At 67.8% G+C, this 18,716-nt stretch carries 18 protein-coding genes; 5 read left to right on the top strand and 13 right to left on the bottom strand.

Annotated elements, in window-relative coordinates; genetic code table 11:
- Window positions 1–24: 24 nt before the first annotated feature.
- Complete coding sequence (locus GO592_RS31450; protein ID WP_202715001.1) at window positions 25–1,170, bottom strand: TIGR03364 family FAD-dependent oxidoreductase; 1,146 nt, start codon at window positions 1,168–1,170, stop codon at window positions 25–27.
- 134 nt (window positions 1,171–1,304) lie between these two features.
- Here GO592_RS31450 and GO592_RS46655 point away from each other — a divergent pair, with 134 nt between their 5' ends.
- Entirely contained in the window at window positions 1,305–2,126 is an 822-nt protein-coding gene (locus GO592_RS46655; RefSeq protein WP_443218435.1) for a hypothetical protein, read from the top strand.
- Here the strand turns inward: GO592_RS46655 and GO592_RS31440 are convergent.
- The 7 genes from GO592_RS31440 to GO592_RS31410 form a co-directional block, all read right to left on the bottom strand.
- Complete coding sequence (locus GO592_RS31440; RefSeq protein ID WP_202715000.1) at window positions 2,075–3,160, bottom strand: DUF6777 domain-containing protein; 1,086 nt, start codon at window positions 3,158–3,160, stop codon at window positions 2,075–2,077. The genes GO592_RS46655 and GO592_RS31440 overlap by 52 nt on opposite strands.
- A 69-nt stretch (window positions 3,161–3,229) precedes the next feature.
- Window positions 3,230–3,604, bottom strand: coding sequence for a nuclear transport factor 2 family protein (locus GO592_RS31435; RefSeq protein WP_005262400.1), 375 nt, complete (start codon window positions 3,602–3,604; stop codon window positions 3,230–3,232).
- Between the two features lie 161 nt (window positions 3,605–3,765).
- The gene (locus GO592_RS31430) at window positions 3,766–5,175 is read right to left on the bottom strand and encodes an MFS transporter (RefSeq protein WP_007301464.1); all 1,410 of its coding nucleotides are present in this window, start codon (window positions 5,173–5,175) and stop codon (window positions 3,766–3,768) included.
- Window positions 5,176–5,249: 74 nt separating this feature from the next.
- Complete coding sequence (locus GO592_RS31425; RefSeq protein WP_007301463.1) at window positions 5,250–5,978, bottom strand: enoyl-CoA hydratase/isomerase family protein; 729 nt, start codon at window positions 5,976–5,978, stop codon at window positions 5,250–5,252.
- Between the two features lie 4 nt (window positions 5,979–5,982).
- Complete coding sequence (locus GO592_RS31420) at window positions 5,983–7,182, bottom strand: acyl-CoA dehydrogenase family protein (RefSeq protein WP_007301462.1); 1,200 nt, start codon at window positions 7,180–7,182, stop codon at window positions 5,983–5,985.
- A 20-nt stretch (window positions 7,183–7,202) separates the two neighbouring features.
- Window positions 7,203–9,275, bottom strand: a complete 2,073-nt coding sequence (locus tag GO592_RS31415) for an acetate--CoA ligase family protein (protein ID WP_007301461.1) — start codon at window positions 9,273–9,275, stop codon at window positions 7,203–7,205.
- Window positions 9,272–10,105, bottom strand: coding sequence for an SDR family oxidoreductase (locus tag GO592_RS31410; protein ID WP_007301460.1), 834 nt, complete (start codon window positions 10,103–10,105; stop codon window positions 9,272–9,274). Before GO592_RS31410 ends, GO592_RS31415 begins: the two co-directional genes overlap by 4 nt.
- Window positions 10,106–10,360: 255 nt before the next feature.
- Between GO592_RS31410 and GO592_RS31405 the strand changes: the two genes are divergently transcribed.
- On the top strand, window positions 10,361–10,990 hold the full coding sequence (locus GO592_RS31405; protein WP_005249163.1) for a TetR/AcrR family transcriptional regulator: 630 nt from the start codon (window positions 10,361–10,363) through the stop codon (window positions 10,988–10,990).
- A gap of 27 nt (window positions 10,991–11,017) precedes the next feature.
- A complete protein-coding gene (locus tag GO592_RS31400; RefSeq protein WP_007301459.1) occupies window positions 11,018–11,953 on the top strand; it encodes a DMT family transporter in 936 nt (311 codons plus the stop codon).
- 3 nt (window positions 11,954–11,956) lie between these two features.
- On the opposite strand, the gene GO592_RS31395 is transcribed toward GO592_RS31400, so the two are convergent.
- The 4 genes from GO592_RS31395 to leuS form a co-directional block, all read right to left on the bottom strand.
- On the bottom strand, window positions 11,957–12,415 hold the full coding sequence (locus GO592_RS31395) for a DUF5994 family protein (RefSeq protein WP_005262412.1): 459 nt from the start codon (window positions 12,413–12,415) through the stop codon (window positions 11,957–11,959).
- Window positions 12,412–12,930 carry a DUF5994 family protein gene (locus tag GO592_RS31390; protein WP_167332399.1) on the bottom strand — a complete coding sequence of 173 codons (519 nt, stop codon included), beginning with the start codon at window positions 12,928–12,930 and terminating at the stop codon, window positions 12,412–12,414. The genes GO592_RS31395 and GO592_RS31390 overlap by 4 nt, the downstream gene beginning before the upstream one ends.
- 124 nt (window positions 12,931–13,054) lie before the next feature.
- Entirely contained in the window at window positions 13,055–13,504 is a 450-nt protein-coding gene (locus tag GO592_RS31385; RefSeq protein WP_007301457.1) for a DUF5990 family protein, read from the bottom strand.
- Between the two features lie 65 nt (window positions 13,505–13,569).
- On the bottom strand, window positions 13,570–16,434 hold the full coding sequence (gene leuS / locus GO592_RS31380) for a leucine--tRNA ligase (protein ID WP_007301456.1): 2,865 nt from the start codon (window positions 16,432–16,434) through the stop codon (window positions 13,570–13,572).
- Between the two features lie 115 nt (window positions 16,435–16,549).
- Between leuS and GO592_RS31375 the strand changes: the two genes are divergently transcribed.
- Window positions 16,550–16,951, top strand: coding sequence for an SdpI family protein (locus GO592_RS31375; protein WP_005249154.1), 402 nt, complete (start codon window positions 16,550–16,552; stop codon window positions 16,949–16,951).
- A gap of 22 nt (window positions 16,952–16,973) precedes the next feature.
- Window positions 16,974–17,945, top strand: a complete 972-nt coding sequence (locus GO592_RS31370) for a DUF1648 domain-containing protein (protein ID WP_007301454.1) — start codon at window positions 16,974–16,976, stop codon at window positions 17,943–17,945.
- A 32-nt stretch (window positions 17,946–17,977) separates the two neighbouring features.
- On the opposite strand, the gene GO592_RS31365 is transcribed toward GO592_RS31370, so the two are convergent.
- Window positions 17,978–18,655: a FadR/GntR family transcriptional regulator gene (locus GO592_RS31365; protein ID WP_005574062.1), complete on the bottom strand. Its 678-nt coding sequence runs from the start codon at window positions 18,653–18,655 to the stop codon at window positions 17,978–17,980.
- Window positions 18,656–18,716: the final 61 nt, after the last annotated feature.

Raw genomic sequence — 18,716 nt, 5'->3', positions numbered from 1 at the left:
GAATGTGCTTGCGGGATAGTGCTGCTACGCGAAAGCGGACGCGGTCTCGCGGCCGAAGACGTGGTCGATGCGGTCCTTCGCCAGGCCCATGCTGGTGGTCATGCCGATCCCGGTGGTCACGGTGACGATGTGCACGCCGTCGATCGGCTCCTCGATCAGGAATTCCGAATCGGGGGCCGAGCTGTACACGCCCTGCCAGCGTTCGGTGACGGTGACGTCCGGGACGCCGAAGAGGGCGGCGGCTTCACGGATCAGCACCTCGAACCCCTTCTCCGACTGGAACGGCTCGGCCGAGATCTCGCGGATGTGGGTGTCGCCCAGCAGGATCGATCCATCGGGCTGTGGTGTGTACATCTGGTGGAGGCCGAGGTCGACGTAGTCGGGGTACTCGTCGCGGAGCCGTGCCACGAGCGCCGCGGTCGCGGGAAGATTCTCGAAACCGCTGTACCGCATGAGCGACCAGCCCGTGAACAGTGGCGCGGGTAACGGTGCGGACAGCGACATCCTCGCGCGCATCATGTGGAGCCGGCACCGCAGGAGCCCGCCGCGCTCGGCCGGCTCCGGGAACAGGCGGTCGATGTCGTAATTGACGGTGACGAACACCGTCCCCGCGCGCAGATCGCCCCGCGAGGTGTGAACGATTCCGGTCCCGAAACCGGTTGCGGCGGTTCGCCAGAAGAAGTCGACACCCGACGCTTCGAGCCACTGCGCGATGGCGGGGGTCGCTTCCCGCGGGTTCACCTGAAGGTCGTCGGCCATGTACATGCCCCCGACGACGCGTTCGCCGACGATGGGTAACGCGCCGAGGATCCGGTCGCGGGACAGCAGTTCCACTTCGGCCGGTCCACGTACGTCCGCGAACTCGGTCATGACGGCCAGCTCGTCGTCATGCCTTGCCACGCAGTATGTTCCGGATTCGGCGGACCAGAACCCGGCCTTGCGTGCAAGGTCGAGCCAGTGCTCCCGGCCCGCTCGGGCGTAGTCGCGGGCGACGCCCGACTGGGCGGTGATGCAGGCGTGGCCGAAGTTCTGGACGGACGCGCCCGCCACTCGGTCGGCATGATCGATCACCGCCACGGACAGGCCTCGATTGCGCGCGTGATACGCGTGCGCGAGGCCGACGATTCCGGCACCGACGACCACCACGTCGTAGCGACGTTGATTTGTCATGAATCCCACTGTGACCCCACCTCCTCAACATGTCAATACAAGTTCTTGAAATTCACCACAGGTATATATAAGTTTTCTTCGTTAACCGCCCGTTGAGCCGCCCGACGGGCGCGTCAGGTGGTCGCGGTCGGAGGTTGCTGCGACGATTTCCTCCTGAGTCCACCCACCTGCAGAGGGGCTTCTACAACGGGACGCCGACCGCGCTGTCGGTGCGGAAGTGGGCCCTGGCATGGGCCTCGGTCGCAGTCGGCTTCGCGGCCTTGGTCCTCCTCCCGCAGACCGACAACTTCGTTGCGCTGATTCCGCGCATCCTGTTCGTCGGTATCCCGCTCGTCGTGCTGGCGATGGTGACGCGCGAGCACTGGACAGCGTTGTTCCGGAAGGTGCACGGCCGGGACGTCCTCACGATGATCGGCGTCGCCGTGCTCAACCTCGTTGTCACGTCGGTGCTGGCGTTGATCGTGCGGGCCCTGTTCGGGGTGGCGTCCAACAAGGCCGTCGACGGTGCGGGCGAGGGTGGTGCGCTCGACACCGCCGCGTTCTACGTCGGAACCGGGATCCAGTTGGTCGGCGAAGAAGTCTTCACCATCGTCCCGTTCCTCGCGTTGATGTACTTCCTGTTCGCCAAGGCGAAGCTGTCCCGTAAGACCGCGATCGTCCTGCTGGCTGCTCAGTGCGGTGTGGTTCGGCGCCGCCCATCTACCAACCTACGACTGGAACTTCGCTCAGGCCTTCATCGTGATCGGCGGGGCCCGACTGATCCTCACACTCGCCTACATCCGCACCAAGAATCTGTGGGTCTCGTCGGGCGCGCACATCATCAACGACTGGACGCTCTTCACCCAGGCGATCGTGATCAACACCGCCCTCGTCACCCTGTAGCCGAGTACTCCGCGACCGGCCCTCAGTTGGGGATGGGGATGACGATGGGTGGCAGACCCGGTATCTGGACCTGAATCTGCTGCGGCGGTGCGGGCGCCGGCGCGGGGGGAGGCGGGTAATTCACCGGCGGTTCGGGTGCGGGCGGCGGGGGAGGTGGCGGGGGCGGAGCCGGAGCGGGCGGAGGCGCAGGTTCCGGGGAGGGAGCCGGCGCGGGACGGGGAGCGGCTTGCTGCACCACCGCAGGCGGCGAATCCGCCACCGGCGCCTGGGCTTCCACGGGTGCCACCGGATTCGGGCGCTCCGCCGGCTGCTGCGGGCCGGAACCGATCGGCACCGACGACAGTCCACCGGTCATCAGATCCACCACGGTCACTTCGGTCATCGCCAGGTTGGAGGGCTGCACGACGTACAACCTGTCCTGCTGGAAACCCGGCCACGGATCACCCTGCACGTCCGCGTTCTCGTTCACCACCGGGGACAGCAGTGGGCTTCCGCGCACACATCGGACGCGGGGAACGCCGTGGTCGTCGATCAGCACGATGGTTCCCGCCTCGAGGACGGACTGGAACGCGCTCGCATGCCCGTCGTCGAAGCCGTGATTGGTGACACGGGTGTCCGCACGGAGCAGCACTGGAGTCAGGGTCCGGACGTAGTTCCGCACGTCGTCGACCTGGAACACACTCGACCAGGCCTGCAGCCTCGCCGGATCCTGCTCGAGGTCGTCGACGAGACGCTGCCGATCGCAGAGCACCCTGTCGGGACTTCCGCCGTAAAGGCCGGCACGGTCGCCGATCACCCGGATCCCGGCAGGGCGGGGCTCGCTCGGCAGGTCGGTGCCCGGCGGACCGAACGGAACCGTCGTCGGCGTCTGCGGCGGAAGCAGCACTTCCGTCCACGGAAGCTGCCCGTTGTCGGTGGCCCGGTCCAGGTCGACCGGATCGGGGTTGGACCCGGAACCCGAGGAACACGCCACGAGCACCGTGACGGTCAGGGCCCCGGCGACCGCCAGCCAGCTACGCGGTGCGCGCCCGGGGCGCGTACCGGCTCGAACGACTGCTCTGCGTCGGGCACGCCGTGCGGCCTGCCCGGCGACGTCGGTGGCCACCACGCCATGGTAAGCACAGACGCTGATCAGCCGGGCCGAATTGCGGTGTGGTTGCCGGGCCCCGGCAGTCGGTCAGCTCGTGATCATGTCTTCCTGCGACCAGAAGGCGCGCATGGACGTGATCTTGCCGTCGTCGTCGAACGTCATCACGTCGATCGGCGCGATCTCGAGCTTCTGCTCACCCAGGTCGGTGACGAGGGAGAAGTGGAACGCGGCCGAGTTGCCGGCGATCTTCAGCGTCAGGAGCTCGCCGGTCTGCTTCAGCGGTTCGATCACCCCGTAGAACTCCCGCAGCGATTCCACCGTGGTCCGGGGCTCGGTACCCACCGGATCCTCCACGGTGGCGCCCTCGGCGTACAGCGCGACGACGTCGTCGGCGGTCCCGGTGGCCACCGCCTCGATGTACCTCTCGACGGTCTTGCGGATGTCTTCTGCGGACGGTGCCATGATGCGAACTCCTCAGTCGGATAGAACGTGTTCTAGTGGTGAGAGTAACGCAGCACCGGTGCGGTGGGGAGCCCCTTCTCCCAGGCAGCGGGACATGTCTGCACAGGGGTCCGCCCCTGCCGACGTCGCGGAAGTCGGCAGGGGCGGACGGGAACGATTCGTCAGGTTCGCGGCGCGGAGGCCTCCTCCAACTTCTCCAACCGGGGAGCGCTCGCCCCCATGGCCGGAGCAGCGATTACGGAGGACACTTCTTCCAGCGACTTCCCCTTCGTCTCCGGAGACATGAAGAAGCAGATCACGAACGCGACCGCCGTCAGCACTGCACCGAAGAGCATCGTGGTGCCGGTTCCCAGCGCCGAGATACTCAGCGGCAGCAGGTACGTGCCCGTCGCGGCACCGAACCGGCTCACCGCGGTGGCGATTCCCACCGCAGTCGCCCTGAACTCGGTGGGAAAGAGTTCGTTGGGGTAGATCCACACCAGGATGCTCGGACCGCCGGAGATGAACGCGTACGCGCAGAAGGCGGCGACGATGAACCAGAGGGGCCCGTCCGCCCACAACCACAGCCCTGCCAGCGGAATCACCATCAGGGCCAGCGGGATCACGGCGATCGGACGCCGGCCCCACTTTTCGACCAGTAACAGCGCGGGAATGGATCCGGCAACGATGAGCCCGATGATGACGGTTTCGACGATGAGCCCCGCGGAACCGTCGCCGGAGATCGAGAAGCCCGACAGGATCGTGGGCAGAAAGGTCAGCAGTGCGTAGAGCGGGGTGACGACCGCCAGATACAAGGCGCTGCACATGATCAGCCGGGCAAGGTACTGGCCCCGGAAGTAGATCCGGATGTCGGCCTTCGGCTTGTCCGCCGTGTCCTCGACCGTGACCTTGCTCAGGTCGAGTTTCTCCCCGTAGATCTTCTCGACCACGGCCTCGGCGTCGGCCACGCGGCCGTTCTTCAGGAGCCAGCGCGGCGACTCCGGGATTCCGCGGCGCACCAGGATCACGATCAGACCCAGAACCGCACTGGACGCGAGGAGCAGTCGCCAGTGGTCGTTGCCGCCGGAGATGCCGACCACGAGCGCACCGACCACGTATGCGGCAACCGCGCCCGCCGACCACGCGACGGCCGACATCCCGACCATGGCGCCGCGCTTCTTGGTGGGAGTGAACTCGGTGAGCAGCGAGGTGGCGATGGGGTAGTCGGCACCGATGGCCGCGCCGATGACGAAGCGCAGAACGATGAGCTGCCAGGGTAACTGGACGAACACCGACAGAACACACGCGACGACCAGTACCACCAGGTCGAGGGCGTACATCTTCTCCCGGCCGATCCGGTCGGTGAGGAAGCCGAACACGGTGGCGCCGAAGAAGATACCGATCAGCGAGGCCGCGCCGATCAACCCTGCCTCGGCTGTCGTCGGGTGAAGTTGCTCGGTCACCCCGAGCAGGGCCACGCCGATGATGCTCATGACGTACCCGTCCAGGAATGGTCCGCCACAGCACGCGATCAGGAGCTTGGTGTGGAACCCGCGTTTGGCGGGTCTGTCCATCACGTCGAAGGAACTCATGTCGTCTCCACTACGTAGATTGGTGCCGTCACCCTGGGGGTGGCGGTCGAGTCGGCCGCACTCGGCCGGTACCGCTAAGGGGTTGTCTTGTTCAGGGCCGAGTAGGCGAGCTGCTCGAGCAGCAGCGAGGCATGGTGTGGGGAGTCGGCGCTGACGTCCAGCACCTGCTTCGTGACGCTCAACGCCAGCGGCGAATACGCCGCGAGTTCGTGCGCGATGCTCAGCGCCTGCTTCACGTGCTCCGCGGGAGGGGCGATCTCACTGACGACGCCCCAGCGTTCGGCGTCCGTGTGATCGAAGCGCCGCCCGCGCAGGACGAGGTCGCGGGCACGGCCGGCCCCGACGATCCGGGTGATGCGGGTGACGCCACCGGAACTGGGGAGGATCCCGATTCCGATCTCCGGGAATCCGAAGACCGCGGCCGGATCGGCGACGCGAATGTCGGTGGCGAGAGCCAGTTCGAGCCCGCCGCCGAGGCAGTAGCCGGTGATCGCGGACACGGTGGGTTGCGGGAGAGCCGCGAGCGCCTCGTACACCGAACCCGACGTGCGGTAGTACTCGGCGATCGCCTCCGGGGTCATCTCCCGCAGTTCGGTGACGTCCGCGCCGGCCGAGAACACCGAGTCGCCCCCGGTGAGGACCACCGCACGACTGGACTTCACCTCGGGTGACCCCAGTGCGCCGAGCAGTTCGGCTTCCATGTGCGTGGACAACGCGTTCCGCTTCTGTTCCCGCTTCAGGGTGACGACGGCGACGTCGCCGTCGCGGCGCACATCGACGGTCCCGGCGTTCTCGGTCGGCATCGTGCTACTTCTCCCCGGCCTCATAGCGGAAGGACAGCAGGTTGTCGAGACCCCGCTTGTTGGCCTCGTTCGCGATGACCAGGCGCTGGATCTCGGACGTGCCCTCCCAGATGCGGTCGACGCGCAGTTCGCGCCACAGCCGCTCGACGGGGTAGTCGCGGATGTAGCCGCGCCCACCGAAGATCTGGACGGCCCGGTCCACCACCCGGTTCGACGCCTCGGAGGCGGCCAGCTTCACGGTTGCGGCCTTGGCGTGCAGCGTCTTTCGCAGGTCGGCATCGTTGGGGTCGGCCTGGTCGAACTCCCACGCCACCTGGTGGGTGAGCGCCCGATTGGTGGTGATGTCTACAACGGAGTCGGCGATCATGCCCTGGATCAGCTGACGGTTGATCAGCGGCTCGCCGCCCTGCACCCGCTCCCGCGCCCAGTCGACGGCCAGGGTCAGCGCCCGCTCGGCGGCACCGATCGTGCGTGCACCGATCATCAGCCGCTCCTCAGTGAACCAGTCGCGGGTGAGGTCGTGGCCCTGTCCGATGCCACCGAGCACGGCTTCCGCTCCGACGCGCACGTTCTCGAACGTGAACTCGGGGTGCTCGTAGACGAAGGTGTGCGTGTAGCGGGGGATGTGCTTGATCTTCACACCCGGGGTGTCGACGTCGATCAGGAAGATCGTTGCGGCGTGCTCGGGTTCGACGTTGGCCAGCACGATGAGGTAGTCGGCGACGTCACCGACCGTCACGAACCACTTCTCGCCGTTGATGATGTACCCGCCGTTGCCGTCGGGTGTCGCGGTGGTGCTCGCCGCGGAGAAGTCCGAGCCTGCATTGGCCTCGGAGATCGCGACGGCGTCGCGGCGGTCGCCGCGGGCACCGGGAATCAGGTAGCGCTCCCGCTGTTCGGGGGTCGCATGGGTCAGCGGGTTCGCGGGCCGCCACACCGTGTCCCACAGCGCGTTGGTGAGCTTGCCGAGTTCGTCCTGCACGACGGCCTGCTCGAGCACCGTCAGTCCGGCACCGCCGTATTCGACGGGGGTGTTGATCGCCTGGAGTCCCGATGCGAGGACGGCCGCTTTGATGGTGGCGTGGGATTCGTCGGAAATTCCGTTGTTTCTTTCGCACTCGTCCTCGAATTGCATGATCGTGTCGGTCAGGGCGCGTGCGCGCTCCTTGAGGTCGGCGAGGCGGGGGTTGTATGCGAATTCCATGGTGTCAGAACTTCCTTGTGTCAGTTGGTGTTCGATGTGTCGAGGACGATGCGTGCGTCGAGTCCGAGGGCTTCCTTCGGAGTGACGAACAGCGGGTTGATCTCGAGTTCCGCGATCTCGGGGTGCGCGGTGGCCACGGCCGTGACGGCGGCGATGGCGTCCGCGGCCGCGTCGAGGTTGATCGGGGGCCTGCCGCGAACCCCTCGGAGCAGAGCGGACGCCCGCAGGTTGTCGAGCAGACCACGGGCGGTCTCCGCATCGACGGGCGCCAGTGCGAAGGCGACGTCGGCGAGGACCTCGGTGAAGATGCCGCCGAGGCCCACCATCGCCACGGGTCCGAATCGCGGGTCGGTCTGGACGCCCACGATGAGTTCGACTCCCGCACTCAGGTCGGCCATGCTCTCCACGCAGTAGGCGGGCGCGGCGAGCGAGCCGTCCATACGCGTGAACGCGTCGGTGAGTTGCTGCGCGGTTTCCAAACCCAGTGCGACCCCACCGGAGTCGGACTTGTGCAGCAGCCCCATCGCCTTCAGAACCACGGGGTATCCCACGCTGTCTGCCGCTGCCACCGCTTCGGCGCAGGTCCGCACCAGTTGCGCGTCCGGGAACTCGACGCCCGCACCGCGGAAGAGTTCGCGGGCGTCCCAGTAGGCGTCGCTGGTGACCGGCTCGGCCGGCTCGCTCTCCCCGCCCGCAGGATGCTGCGGCGCAGCGGTTTCGGCGATGACCCCGAGCGCACCCGCGGCATCCTCGACCGCCCGGAAGACCGGGACTCCGCTGTCGGCCAGGACCCGGGCCGCGGCGCTGTCGGGATGCATCGTGTGCACGACGACCGGCTTCCCGTGGGTGCGCGCCGTCTCCGCCATCGCACGGGCGGTGTCGACCTCCGCTCGCGCGAGCTTCTCGCCGTAACTTCCGTAGCCGCCGAAGTAGCCGGTGAGCAGGACGGAGTCGACGGCCGGACTCTGCAGGATGGTGTCGAGGACCGAGACGAACGAGGTGATGTCCTGTTCCCCGGCGCCGGCGAGGTCGACGGGATTCGTCACCCCGGCCGACGGCGGCAACAGGGCACGCAGTGCGCTGCTGATGTCGGCGGTGAACTCCGGCACCGCGAGTCCGGCTGCCTCGACGACGTCGGATGCGACACCCGCATGCCCGCCGCCGTCCGCGATGACGCCGACCCGGCGTACCTCCGCAGGTCCGTACCCGAGGAGTGTGGCCGCCACGTCCGCGAGCTGCCGTGGACTCGACACCCGGTACACCCCGGCGGCCCGGCAGGCCGCGTCGATGACCGCGCTGTCGGACGTCAGCGATCCCGTGTGCGACTGTGCCCCGCGGATGGATGCCTCGCTGCCACCCACCGTCAGCAGCAGGACCGGCTTCCCGGCCCGGGACGCCTGGGCGGCGGCGTCGACGAACGCCCGCCCGTCACCGAAGTCCTCGCAGTACACGGCGATGAGATCGGTGTCGTCGTGCACGACGCAGGAGCGGATGAGGTCGGCGGCGCCGAGGTCTGCCTGGTTCCCGAGCGAGGCGAACCGGGAGAACCCGTGTCCGCGGGCCTCGAGGAACTGGCTGAGTTCGAGTGCCATGTTGCCGCTCTGGGAGAGCAGCGCGACCCGGCCGGCGGGAAGCGGGTTCGAGGCCAGCGTCAGCGCCGTGCTCGAATCCAGCACACCCAGGCAGTTCGGCCCGAGGAGGACGGCTCCGGCTGCCCGCACCCGCTCCACGACCCGATCCTGCACAGCCTTTCCGGCAGCACCGAGTTCGGCGAAACCGGCGGTGACGCCGACGATCGCGGTGGCGCCTGCCGCGAGGGCGTCGTCCACGGCCTCCTCGAAACCCTGCGCCGGGACGGTGATGACGACGAGATCGACTCGTTCGTCGAGTTCCGACAGGCTCCGGAGCGAGGGGTGTCCCAGGATGCGCTCGCCGCGCCGGTTGACGAGGTGGACCGACCGGCTGCCCGTCATGCGGAGAGCCTGGACGCTGATCCAGTTGCCGTACTTCGTCTCGTCGTTGCTGGCACCGAGGACGGCGACCGACCGGGGATCGAACAGCGCCGTGAGGTCGCGGTCGACGATCGCGCTCATCGCGTCTCCTCGACCTTCGGAGCGGGGTGACCAGTACCCCAGGCGTCGGCGCCGCCGTCGATCACCAGAGTGGTCCCGGTGACGTAACTGCCTGCGGGGGAGGCAAGGAACGTGACGACTCCGGAAACGTCCTCGACCGTACCCAGCCGTCCGAGCGGCACCGCGGACGTCCATTGTGCCCGGGCCTCTTCGGTGTAGTTGCCCTCCATGCCCTCCGTCGCGATGGTGCCGGGGGCGATGCAGATCGACCGGATTCCGTACCGGCTCCACTCCAGCGACAGTCCGGAAGCCAGGTTCTCGAGGGCGGCGCGGGCCGACGTGGCATGGACCATCGATGCGATTCCGCGACGCGGGGAGAACGCCATGAAGAAGATGCATCCCGACCGCTGCGGAATCATCGCGCGAACGGCGACCTCCCGGGTGACCGCCCAGGTGGCGTCGACGGCGAGGCGGTGAACGGCGCGCCATCCTTTGCTCGTGATGTCCTCGGCCGGCGCCGCGAACTGGCCGCCCGCGTTGTTGACCAGGATGTCGATCCGGCCGAACGTGTCGAGGGCGCGGTCGACCAGATCGGTCACCTGCTGTTCTTCACGAATGTCTGCGGGCACTGCGAGCACACGGGCACCCAGCGCCTCGATCTCGGCTGCGGTCTTCTCGAGGGGCTCGGACCGGCGGCCGCTGATGACGACGTCGGCTCCACACCTCGCCATGTCCAGTGCGATCGCGCGTCCGATCCCGGTGCCTCCACCGGTGATCAGTGCCACCCGCCCCCGATGGACGTCGGGGCGCAGCACCTGCCCGGCGCCTCCGCCTGGGTTCTCACATTCCATCGAACGTTCGCCTCTCGTCGCTACCGTTCCGACCACCAGGGTCTGACTGATGCATCAGTTATACCGTGATGCAGCCCACAGATGTCAAGGTTTTTTCCGGAAACTGACTCACCGTCCGGATGCTTCCTCTGCTCTTTCAGGCGGTATGAGCTGCTGTTATGTAGGAGAAAGTCGGGATTCGGCACTCTTCCCTCAAAGGATGCATCGTCTGACTGATGCGTCAGTTTGAGGCGTATGATTTGATGGATCAGTCAGATGACCATCGAAGGAGGGACAGTGACCGCTCAACTCACCGAGGACGCGCGCCGAACGGCGATACTCGATGCCGCGGCTCAGCTGATCGCCGAGCGCGGATACCACTCGGTCCGCATCTCCGACATCGCACAGGTCGTCGGCACCAGCACCGGGGCGGTGCACTACTACTTCCCCGGCAAGAGCGACGTCCTCACGGCGGCCCTCCGCCACGCCATCGACAACGCGTTCGACCGGCAGAGTCGCGAACTCAAGGCGATCGACAACGCCCACGAGCGACTGCTCCGCCTGATCGACATGCAGTTGCCCCGCGTCGGACCGCTGCGCGACGAGTGGTCCATCTGGCTGCAGTTCTGGGCCGAGGCCACGCTTCGACCCGAACTCCGCCCCTTCCACAACACGTACTACGCGCGCTGGCACGAAACCGTCGTCAAGATCGTCCGGCGCGGACAACGCCAGGAGATCTTCCGCACCGACGTCGACCCGGAAACCATCGCGCAGCGGCTGACCGCGCTCACCGACGGGACCGCCATCCAGGTGCTCACCGGCGCACCGAACATGACCGTCGCCGCCATGAAAGAGGTTCTCGTGCAGTTCGTTCACGACGAACTCGTCGCGCCGCGGACATGGTGAAGCAGACCGCTCGGCGCGTTCGAGTCCATGGGCGTTAGCACCACCCGCGGCCGCAGTGCCGTCGCCTGGGGATGCGGTGCGGCCTCCGCGGTCGCCTACGGACTCACCCCGACGTTCGCCGCGATCGGCTACGCCGGTGGCGTGTCCCCGGCCGTCCTCGTCTGCCTCCGCAGCCTCGTCGGTGCCGCACTCCTGCTACTCCTGGCCTGGTCGACCGGAAGACTGACGGGCGTGACCTGGAAGTCCGCTGTCGGGCTGTGCGTCGTCTGCGGCCCACTGTTCGGAATCCAGCTGCTGTGTTTCTTTGCGGCAGTGCGCGTTACCGGTGCCCAGATCGCGGTCGTGATCGTCCACATCTACCCACTGTTCGTGATGGCGCTGGTCTGGGTGCTCACCCGGAACAGGATCCACCGCGGTCAGTTGGTGCTGGCCCTCGCGATGTCCGGCGGCATCGCACTCGTCGCCGGCGCGGGCAGCTCCACCGTCGCCCTGAACGGGGCCATACTCGCCCTCCTCAGCGCGGCCGGGTACGCCCTGTATCTGGTGGTCGGGGAACGATGGGTACACCAGGTCAGCCCCCTCGCCGCCGGCGGACTGGCGTCACTCGGCGCCGGAATCGCCACCGGCACGATCGCCGTCGTCGACGGACAGTCCTGGACGTTCGCACCCAGCGGGTGGGGGTCCATCCTGTTCCAGGGGCTCCTGCTGATGCCCATCGGGATCGGCTGCTCCTTCATCGCCGTGCGAGCGCTCGGATCGTCGTCGGTCAGCCTCCTCGGACTGCTCGAGCCGGTGGTCGGGGTGCTGGCCGCGCAGATTCTACTGGGCGAGCAACTGTCCCCGCCGCAGTGGGGGGGAATGGTCATCGTCCTGATCGCGTCCGCAGCGCTGCCGTGGATGCGGGAGAAACGTCCCCGTCACGTCGAACGGCCGCCGGCCCTGCACGGGTCCGAGAACCGATAGCGTCTATCGGTCCGGAGCGAGACCCACCGCCCTCTGCATCGCCTCGAAAGCATTGTCGGCGTCCGTGTTGGGTCCGACGATCAGGATGTCGAGCCGACGTCCGTCGGTACCGAAGACGTGCATGATGTCGGGCGGCTGGTCCGGATCCGGGCCGGACACCTCGATTCCGTCCTGCCGGTCGATGCCGCGTTGCGAGATGCTCAACGAGTTCCAGTCGAAGGCGACGCGTTCGGTCGTTCCCACTCGATCCGTCAGTGCGCTGATCAGGTCGTGCAATTCGGTGGTCAGGTTGGTGGTCCGGGGCCACCACGCCCCGTCGACACCCTCCGAGACCTCGCCACGAGCGCGCAGGAGCAGTCTCGGGGTCCGGGTGGGTGCGTCGAAAGGCTGCCCACCGTCGGCCGTCGGCCGAGAGAGTCCCAGCCCACGACCGGAATGCGTGATGTTTTCGTCGTGCGTCATCGTTCACGTCCCTTCGCGCTCGAGGTGCGGTCGAAGCCATCCCTGATGCCCCTGATGCCCGACATCAGCAGCTCGTCGGCGGTCAGGGCACTGTTGGGGTTGGCCGCCCTGTGCATCGTCGAATCGGCATAGCGGGCATCGGCCTCGGGGGGCACCACCAGAAGCGTCAGCCTCGTCCGCTTCACACCGCTCACGTACAGGGTGTTGATCGGCTGGTACTCGTAGCCGTCGAGATGCACCGATCGCCCCGCAACCATGATGCGGCGCGGAGCAGGAAGCCAGGCCTTGATGTCGTACACGACCCGATCGACGACACCCACTCGAATTGCCACCAGCGCAACCAGATCCGGAATCTCCACGGTGAGGTCGCGGGACCGGGGCCACCAGGCGCCGTCCACGGTGCCCGCACCGGGCGCTTCGGGCTTCAACCGCAGGCGCGGCGACTGCGCCGGGCCGCCACGAGTATGGGCACCGTGAAGACGACCCGGAAAGTTGCGATCCTGTTGTAGCGTCATGACGACGCTCCCGCCTCGGCCGCGAGGCAGCCGATATCTCTGTCGGCGGCGACGCGATCTTGGGCGTTCGCATGCGAAGTGCCGCCGATACCCTCACCCTACGCGCAGGGGATACGGCGATCGGCTACAGCGACCACTCGATCGACGGCGGACGCACCGCAGCGCACAGCGGATTTCCGCGGGCGTCGGTGAGCCCGAGCCGCGCCGTGATGCGACCGGCAGCCGACGCGGCCTCCGCAGTCGCCGGATCCACCGCGTCCCACATCAACTTCGTCCGGCGGAACATGTCGAATCCGCCGTCGGCATCGACCGCCCCCCACGACAGGTAGACGAACCGCGCGCCCGGACGGCCCTGCACGTACGGTCCGGTGATGTCGAGACCCGTCGGCGTCGGGGTCGCCGTGCAGTCGAGAACCCAGCGCGCGGTGGTCGCGTCTCCCGGATGCAGACCGAGCAGGCCGGCATGGGCCCCACGGCGTTGCACCGCCACGTGGATGTTGTCGTAGCCGGGAAAATTGGCCCCCGGCGGGCACGACGATCCGGGAAGGTCGGTTGCCTCGATCACGAGTTGCACCCATGTATCAAACCACCCGTGAGTACTTATCAACCGCCCGTGGTTAACAAGTACTCACGGGCGCGTCAGCGCACTATGTTGACCATCTTGCCGGGGACGACGATCACCTTGCGGGGATCCTGGCCGTCGAGGAGCGCCACGATCTTGTCGTCGGCCAGCGCGATCTTCTCGATCTCCTCGCGCGGGGCGTCGGCGGCGACGGTCACGCGGCTGCGGACCTTGCCGTTGACCTGGATCGGGTACTCGACGGTGTCTTCCACCAGCCACTTCTCCTCGGCCACCGGGAACGGTCCGTGGGCCAGGGACTTCTCGTGCCCGAGCCGCGACCACAGTTCCTCCGCGAGGTGCGGGGCCAGCGGTGCCAGCATCAGCACCAGCGGCTCCACCACCGAGCGGGGGGCACCGCCGGGGTACGCCTTGGTGAGGTGGTTGGTGTACTCGATCAGCTTGGCCGCCGCCGTGTTGTCCCGCAGGGCCGTGTAGTCCTCGCTGACACCGGCGATCGCCTTGTTCAGCGCGCGCAGCGTGTCCTCCGTCGGGGCGTCGTCGGTGACGCGCAGTGCACCGGACTCCTCGTCGACCACCACACGCCAGGCGCGCTGCAGGAAGCGCTGCGCACCCACGACGTCCTTGGTCGCCCACGGACGGGACGTGTCCAGCGGGCCCATCGACATCTCGTACACGCGGAGCGTGTCGGCGCCGTACTCCTCGCAGATCTCGTCCGGCGACACGGAATTCTTGAGGCTCTTGCCCATCTTCCCGTACTCGCGGTTGACCTCGACGCCCTGGTGGAAGAACTTGCCGTCCTTCTCCTCCACCTCGTCGGCGGGCACGTACACGCCACGCGCGTCGGTGTACGCGTACGCCTGGATGTAGCCCTGGTTGTACAGCCGGCGGTACGGCTCACTCGAGCTGACATAGCCTAGGTCGAACAGCACCTTGTGCCAGAACCGCGAGTACAGCAGGTGCAGCACCGCGTGCTCGACACCACCGACGTACAGGTCGACGCCGCCGGGATCGTTCGGTCCGTGGATCTCCGGCCGCGGACCCGTCCAGTACCGTTCGTTCTCCTTGTCGCAGAACACGTCCGGGTTGGTGGGGTCGATGTACCGCAGCTGATACCACGAGCTGCCCGCCCACTGCGGCATCACGTTGGTATCGCGGCGGTACGTCTGCAGTCCGTCACCGAGGTCGAGTTCGACGTCGACCCAGTCGACGGCCTTCGCCAGCGGGGGAGAGGGCTCCGAGGACGCGTCGTCGGGATCGAACGACACGGGTGCGTAGTCCTCGACCTCCGGGAGCTCCACCGGCAGAGACGATTCCGGCAGGGCGTGCGCGTTGCCCTCGGCGTCGTACACGATCGGGAACGGCTCGCCCCAGTACCGCTGACGCGCGAACAGCCAGTCGCGCAGCTTGTACTGGATGGTGCCCTTGCCGGTGCCGTCCGCTTCCAGGCGGTCGGTGATCGCCTTCTTGGCGTCGGCGACGCTCATCCCGTTCAGGAAATCGGAGTTCACGATGGTGCCGTCGCCGGTGTACGCGTCCTTGGTGAGGTCGCCGCCGGAGATCACCTCGACGATGTCGAGGCCGAACTCGGTCGCGAACTCGTAGTCGCGGTGGTCGTGACCCGGGACGGCCATGATGGCGCCCGTGCCGTAGCCGGTGAGGACGTAGTCGGCGATGAACACCGGCAGGTTGTGCCCGTTCACCGGGTTCACGGCGTAGGTGCCGAGGAAGACACCCGTCTTCTCCTTGTACTCCTGACGCTCGAGATCCGACTTCGACGCGATCGACTTCCGGTACGCCGCAACCGCTTCAGCGGGAGTCGCGGCACCACCCGTCCAGCGCGAATCGACACCCTCGGGCCACTCGGCCGCGACGATGTCGTCCACCAGTTCGTGCTCCGGCGCCAGCGTCACGTACGTCGCGCCGAACAGCGTGTCCGGACGCGTCGTGAACACCTCGATGTCGTGGACAGCGGATTCACCCTCGCTCCGCTCGACCCCGACGGCGAACTTCACCTGCGCACCGTGCGAGCGCCCGATCCAGTTGCGCTGCATGGTCTTGACCTTCTCGGGCCAGTCCAGGTACTCCAGGTCGTCCACCAGACGGTCCGAGTACGCGGTGATGCGCATCATCCACTGCTGCAGGTGCTTACGGAACACGGGGAAGTTGCCACGGTCGCTGCGACCGTCCGCGGTGACCTCTTCGTTCGCCAGCACCGTGCCCAGACCGGGACACCAGTTGACCATCGAATCGGAGTGGTAGACGAGGCGGTAGGAGTCGAGGACCGCCTCCTTCTCGGACACGGACAGCGACGCCCAGTCCCGTCCGTCCTCCAGCGACCGCGCACCCGACACGAACTCGGCCTCGAGCTCCGAGATGCGCCGGGCCTTGCCCGCCTCCTTGTCGAACCACGCGTCGTGGATCTGCAGGAAGATCCACTGCGTCCAGTGGTAAAAGTCGGTGTCGGTGGTCGCGAACGTGCGGCGTTCGTCGTGGCCGAGCCCGAGGCGGCGCAGCTGCCGCTTCATGTTGCCGATGTTGGCCTCGGTGGTGGTCCGCGGGTGCGTGCCCGTCTGCACCGCGTACTGCTCGGCAGGCAGACCGAACGCGTCGTAGCCGAGGGTGTGCAGCACGTTGTGGCCCTGCATGCGGTGATAGCGGGCGAACACGTCGGTGGCGATGTAGCCGAGCGGGTGGCCCACGTGCAGACCCGTCCCCGACGGGTACGGGAACATGTCCTGCACGAACAACTTGTCCGCGGGAACGTCGCCGGCGAGGGGACCGACCGGGTTGGGCGCGTTGAACGTGCCCTCCTCGCTCCACCGGTCCTGCCAGCGCTGCTCGATCTGGCCGGCGAGTTCCGCGGTGTAGCGGTGCTGCGGGGTCGCGTCGGACGGGTTGGCGGGCTGCACGTGCTCGGTCACTGTGGTCGCTATCTACTTGGCTGACATTCTGAATTAGGGGGATACCGTCAACCAGGGTAGAGCCTCACCCCACCCGGGCTCACCTGCGCATCCGGGTCCGCCGTATCCTGGTCACGTGTTGATTGCCTCCGTCGTGCTGTTCGTGCTCGCCGTCGCTGTCTCCGGTGTCGCCGTTGCAGGCCTCGCCGAGCGCCTCCCGCGCAACCGGTGGGCGGGTGTCCGCACCCCCGAGACGATGCGCGACGATCAGACGTTCGCGCTGGCCAACAAGGTCGCAGGGCCCACCCTGCTTGCCGCTGCCGGGCTCCTCGTCATCGGCGGAATCGCCGGAATCCTGATCGGCGGAGTCTTCGGAATCGGCGCCGTCCTCGTCAGCGTCGTGGCTGCCGCTCTCACCGCGGCGACGGGCGGATCGCTCGGTGCCCGTGCCGCCGCGGCGGTGCCCGCTGCCGACACCGGCGGGTGCGGCAGTTCCTGCGGCGCGTGCTCGCTGAAGGGCGCCTGCCAGCCGTCCTGACCGGCTGGCGACGGCCCGTCCGGTGAAGTCCTCGCGCGTCGTCGACCCCGCAGGCGCAGTGTTCGGTCTCCTGCTGCCGGTGGTCGCCGCCCTGTGCGGGGTGATCCTCACGAAGGTCTGGGAACCGCGGCTCCCGGCGGAGATCGCCACCCACTGGACCACCACCTCGCCCGACGGCTTCGCCACCCCGATGTCCAGCGCCTGGACGTTTGCCCTGGTGACGGTGCTGTTCGGTGGCGGATGCGCCGCGATCGCCACCCTGGCCCAGGCGATGCTGATGATGCGTCGCACGATGCTCGTCGTCGGATTGTCCGTGGTCGGTCTGATCCTGACGGTGCAGGTGGTGCTGCTCTACGTCCAACTCGACGTCACTGACGTCTCGAATACCGAACTTCCGTTGTGGTCGCTCGGCCTCGGCGTCGTGATCGGCGCGGTCGTCGGCCTGCTCGGCGCCGCCCTGCTGCGCGACTACCGGCCCCGGGTGTCCGCCACGAGTCCACCCGACCCCCGGTTGCCGCGCGCCGACGACCCGGCGACGGTCGCGGACACGGTCGGTTTCGGCACCGTCGGCTCGCTGGTGTTGCTCCTGCTGCTCGGTGTCGCGCCCGCTGTCGCCGTCTGCCTGCTCGTCGACGGGTGGTGGCCCCTCGCGGTGTTCGTGCCGGTCGGGCTGCTGATCGTGAGCCTGCTTCGCTTCCGGGTGATCGTCGATCCGTCCGGTATCCGGGTGGTGAACATGGGCATGACCGCCCTGCAGTACGACGTCGACGAGATCGAGGGCGCCCGCGTCGACGTGATCAAGCCGTTCGACGACTTCGGCGGCTGGGGACTCAAGGTGAAGGGCCGACGGAACTACGGCGTCGTGACGAGGACCGGTCCCGCCGTCATCGTCACGACCGCTTGCGGCGACCGGCTGACCGTCACCAGCGCACGGGCCGAGGACATGGCCGGGGCGCTCAACACGTTCGCCGACAGGCGGCTCCGCCGCCCGTGAGTGGCCCGGGAGTGCAGGGACTCGTCAACCACTCACGGGCGGGAGGCCTGGTGCACCGCGTCGAGCACGCGGTCGAGGTAGCCGAGGGCGGCCCGGACCGCGGCGTCCTCGTCGCGGGCGGCGATCGCGTCGACGACGGCACGATGGTCGTCGGTGGTCAGCGACGGGGGGTGGACGCCCTCGGTGAAGTCGTACGTGGCGCGGGTGGGTTCGAGGATGCCGGCGAACAGGTCGGACAGCACCGGATTGTGCGCGGCCTCCACGACCCCGAGGTGGAACGCGAGGTCGGCGTCCGCGAACCGGGACGGCTGATCCGTCGTTCGCTGCCGCTCGTCGAGTAGCGCGGACAGGGACCGCAGATCGTCGTCCGTGCGGCGACCGCATGCCAGGCGGACGGCCTCGGTCTCGAGCGCTCGCCGGACTTCGAAGACGTTCAGCATCTCGGCGACCGCGACCTGCCGCCCGAGCAGCCCGCCGATGTCGGTGCGGGCCCGCACGAACGTCCCGGACCCGCGCCGGATCTCGAGGATGCCCGTCGACGTGAGGGTCTTGATGGCCTCGCGCACGGTGTTGCGCCCGACCCCGAGCAGCGTCATCAGCTCGGGTTCCGTCGGGATCCGCTCGCCCACCGTCCAGTCGCCCTGGGCGATCCGGCCACGCATCCAGTCCAGGGACTGCTGATACGCGGACTCGCGCCGAACCACTGCCATGTACTCATCCTCACACCTCGCCGGCTCGCGACTGACGACCGGCCCGCCTAAACTACGTAGG

This window comes from Rhodococcus sp. 21391 (assembly GCF_016772255.1).
Lineage (GTDB): Bacteria > Actinomycetota > Actinomycetes > Mycobacteriales > Mycobacteriaceae > Rhodococcus_F > Rhodococcus_F opacus.
Note: the sequence above shows the minus strand (reverse complement) of the source record. Positions and strands in the feature narration are given on the sequence as shown.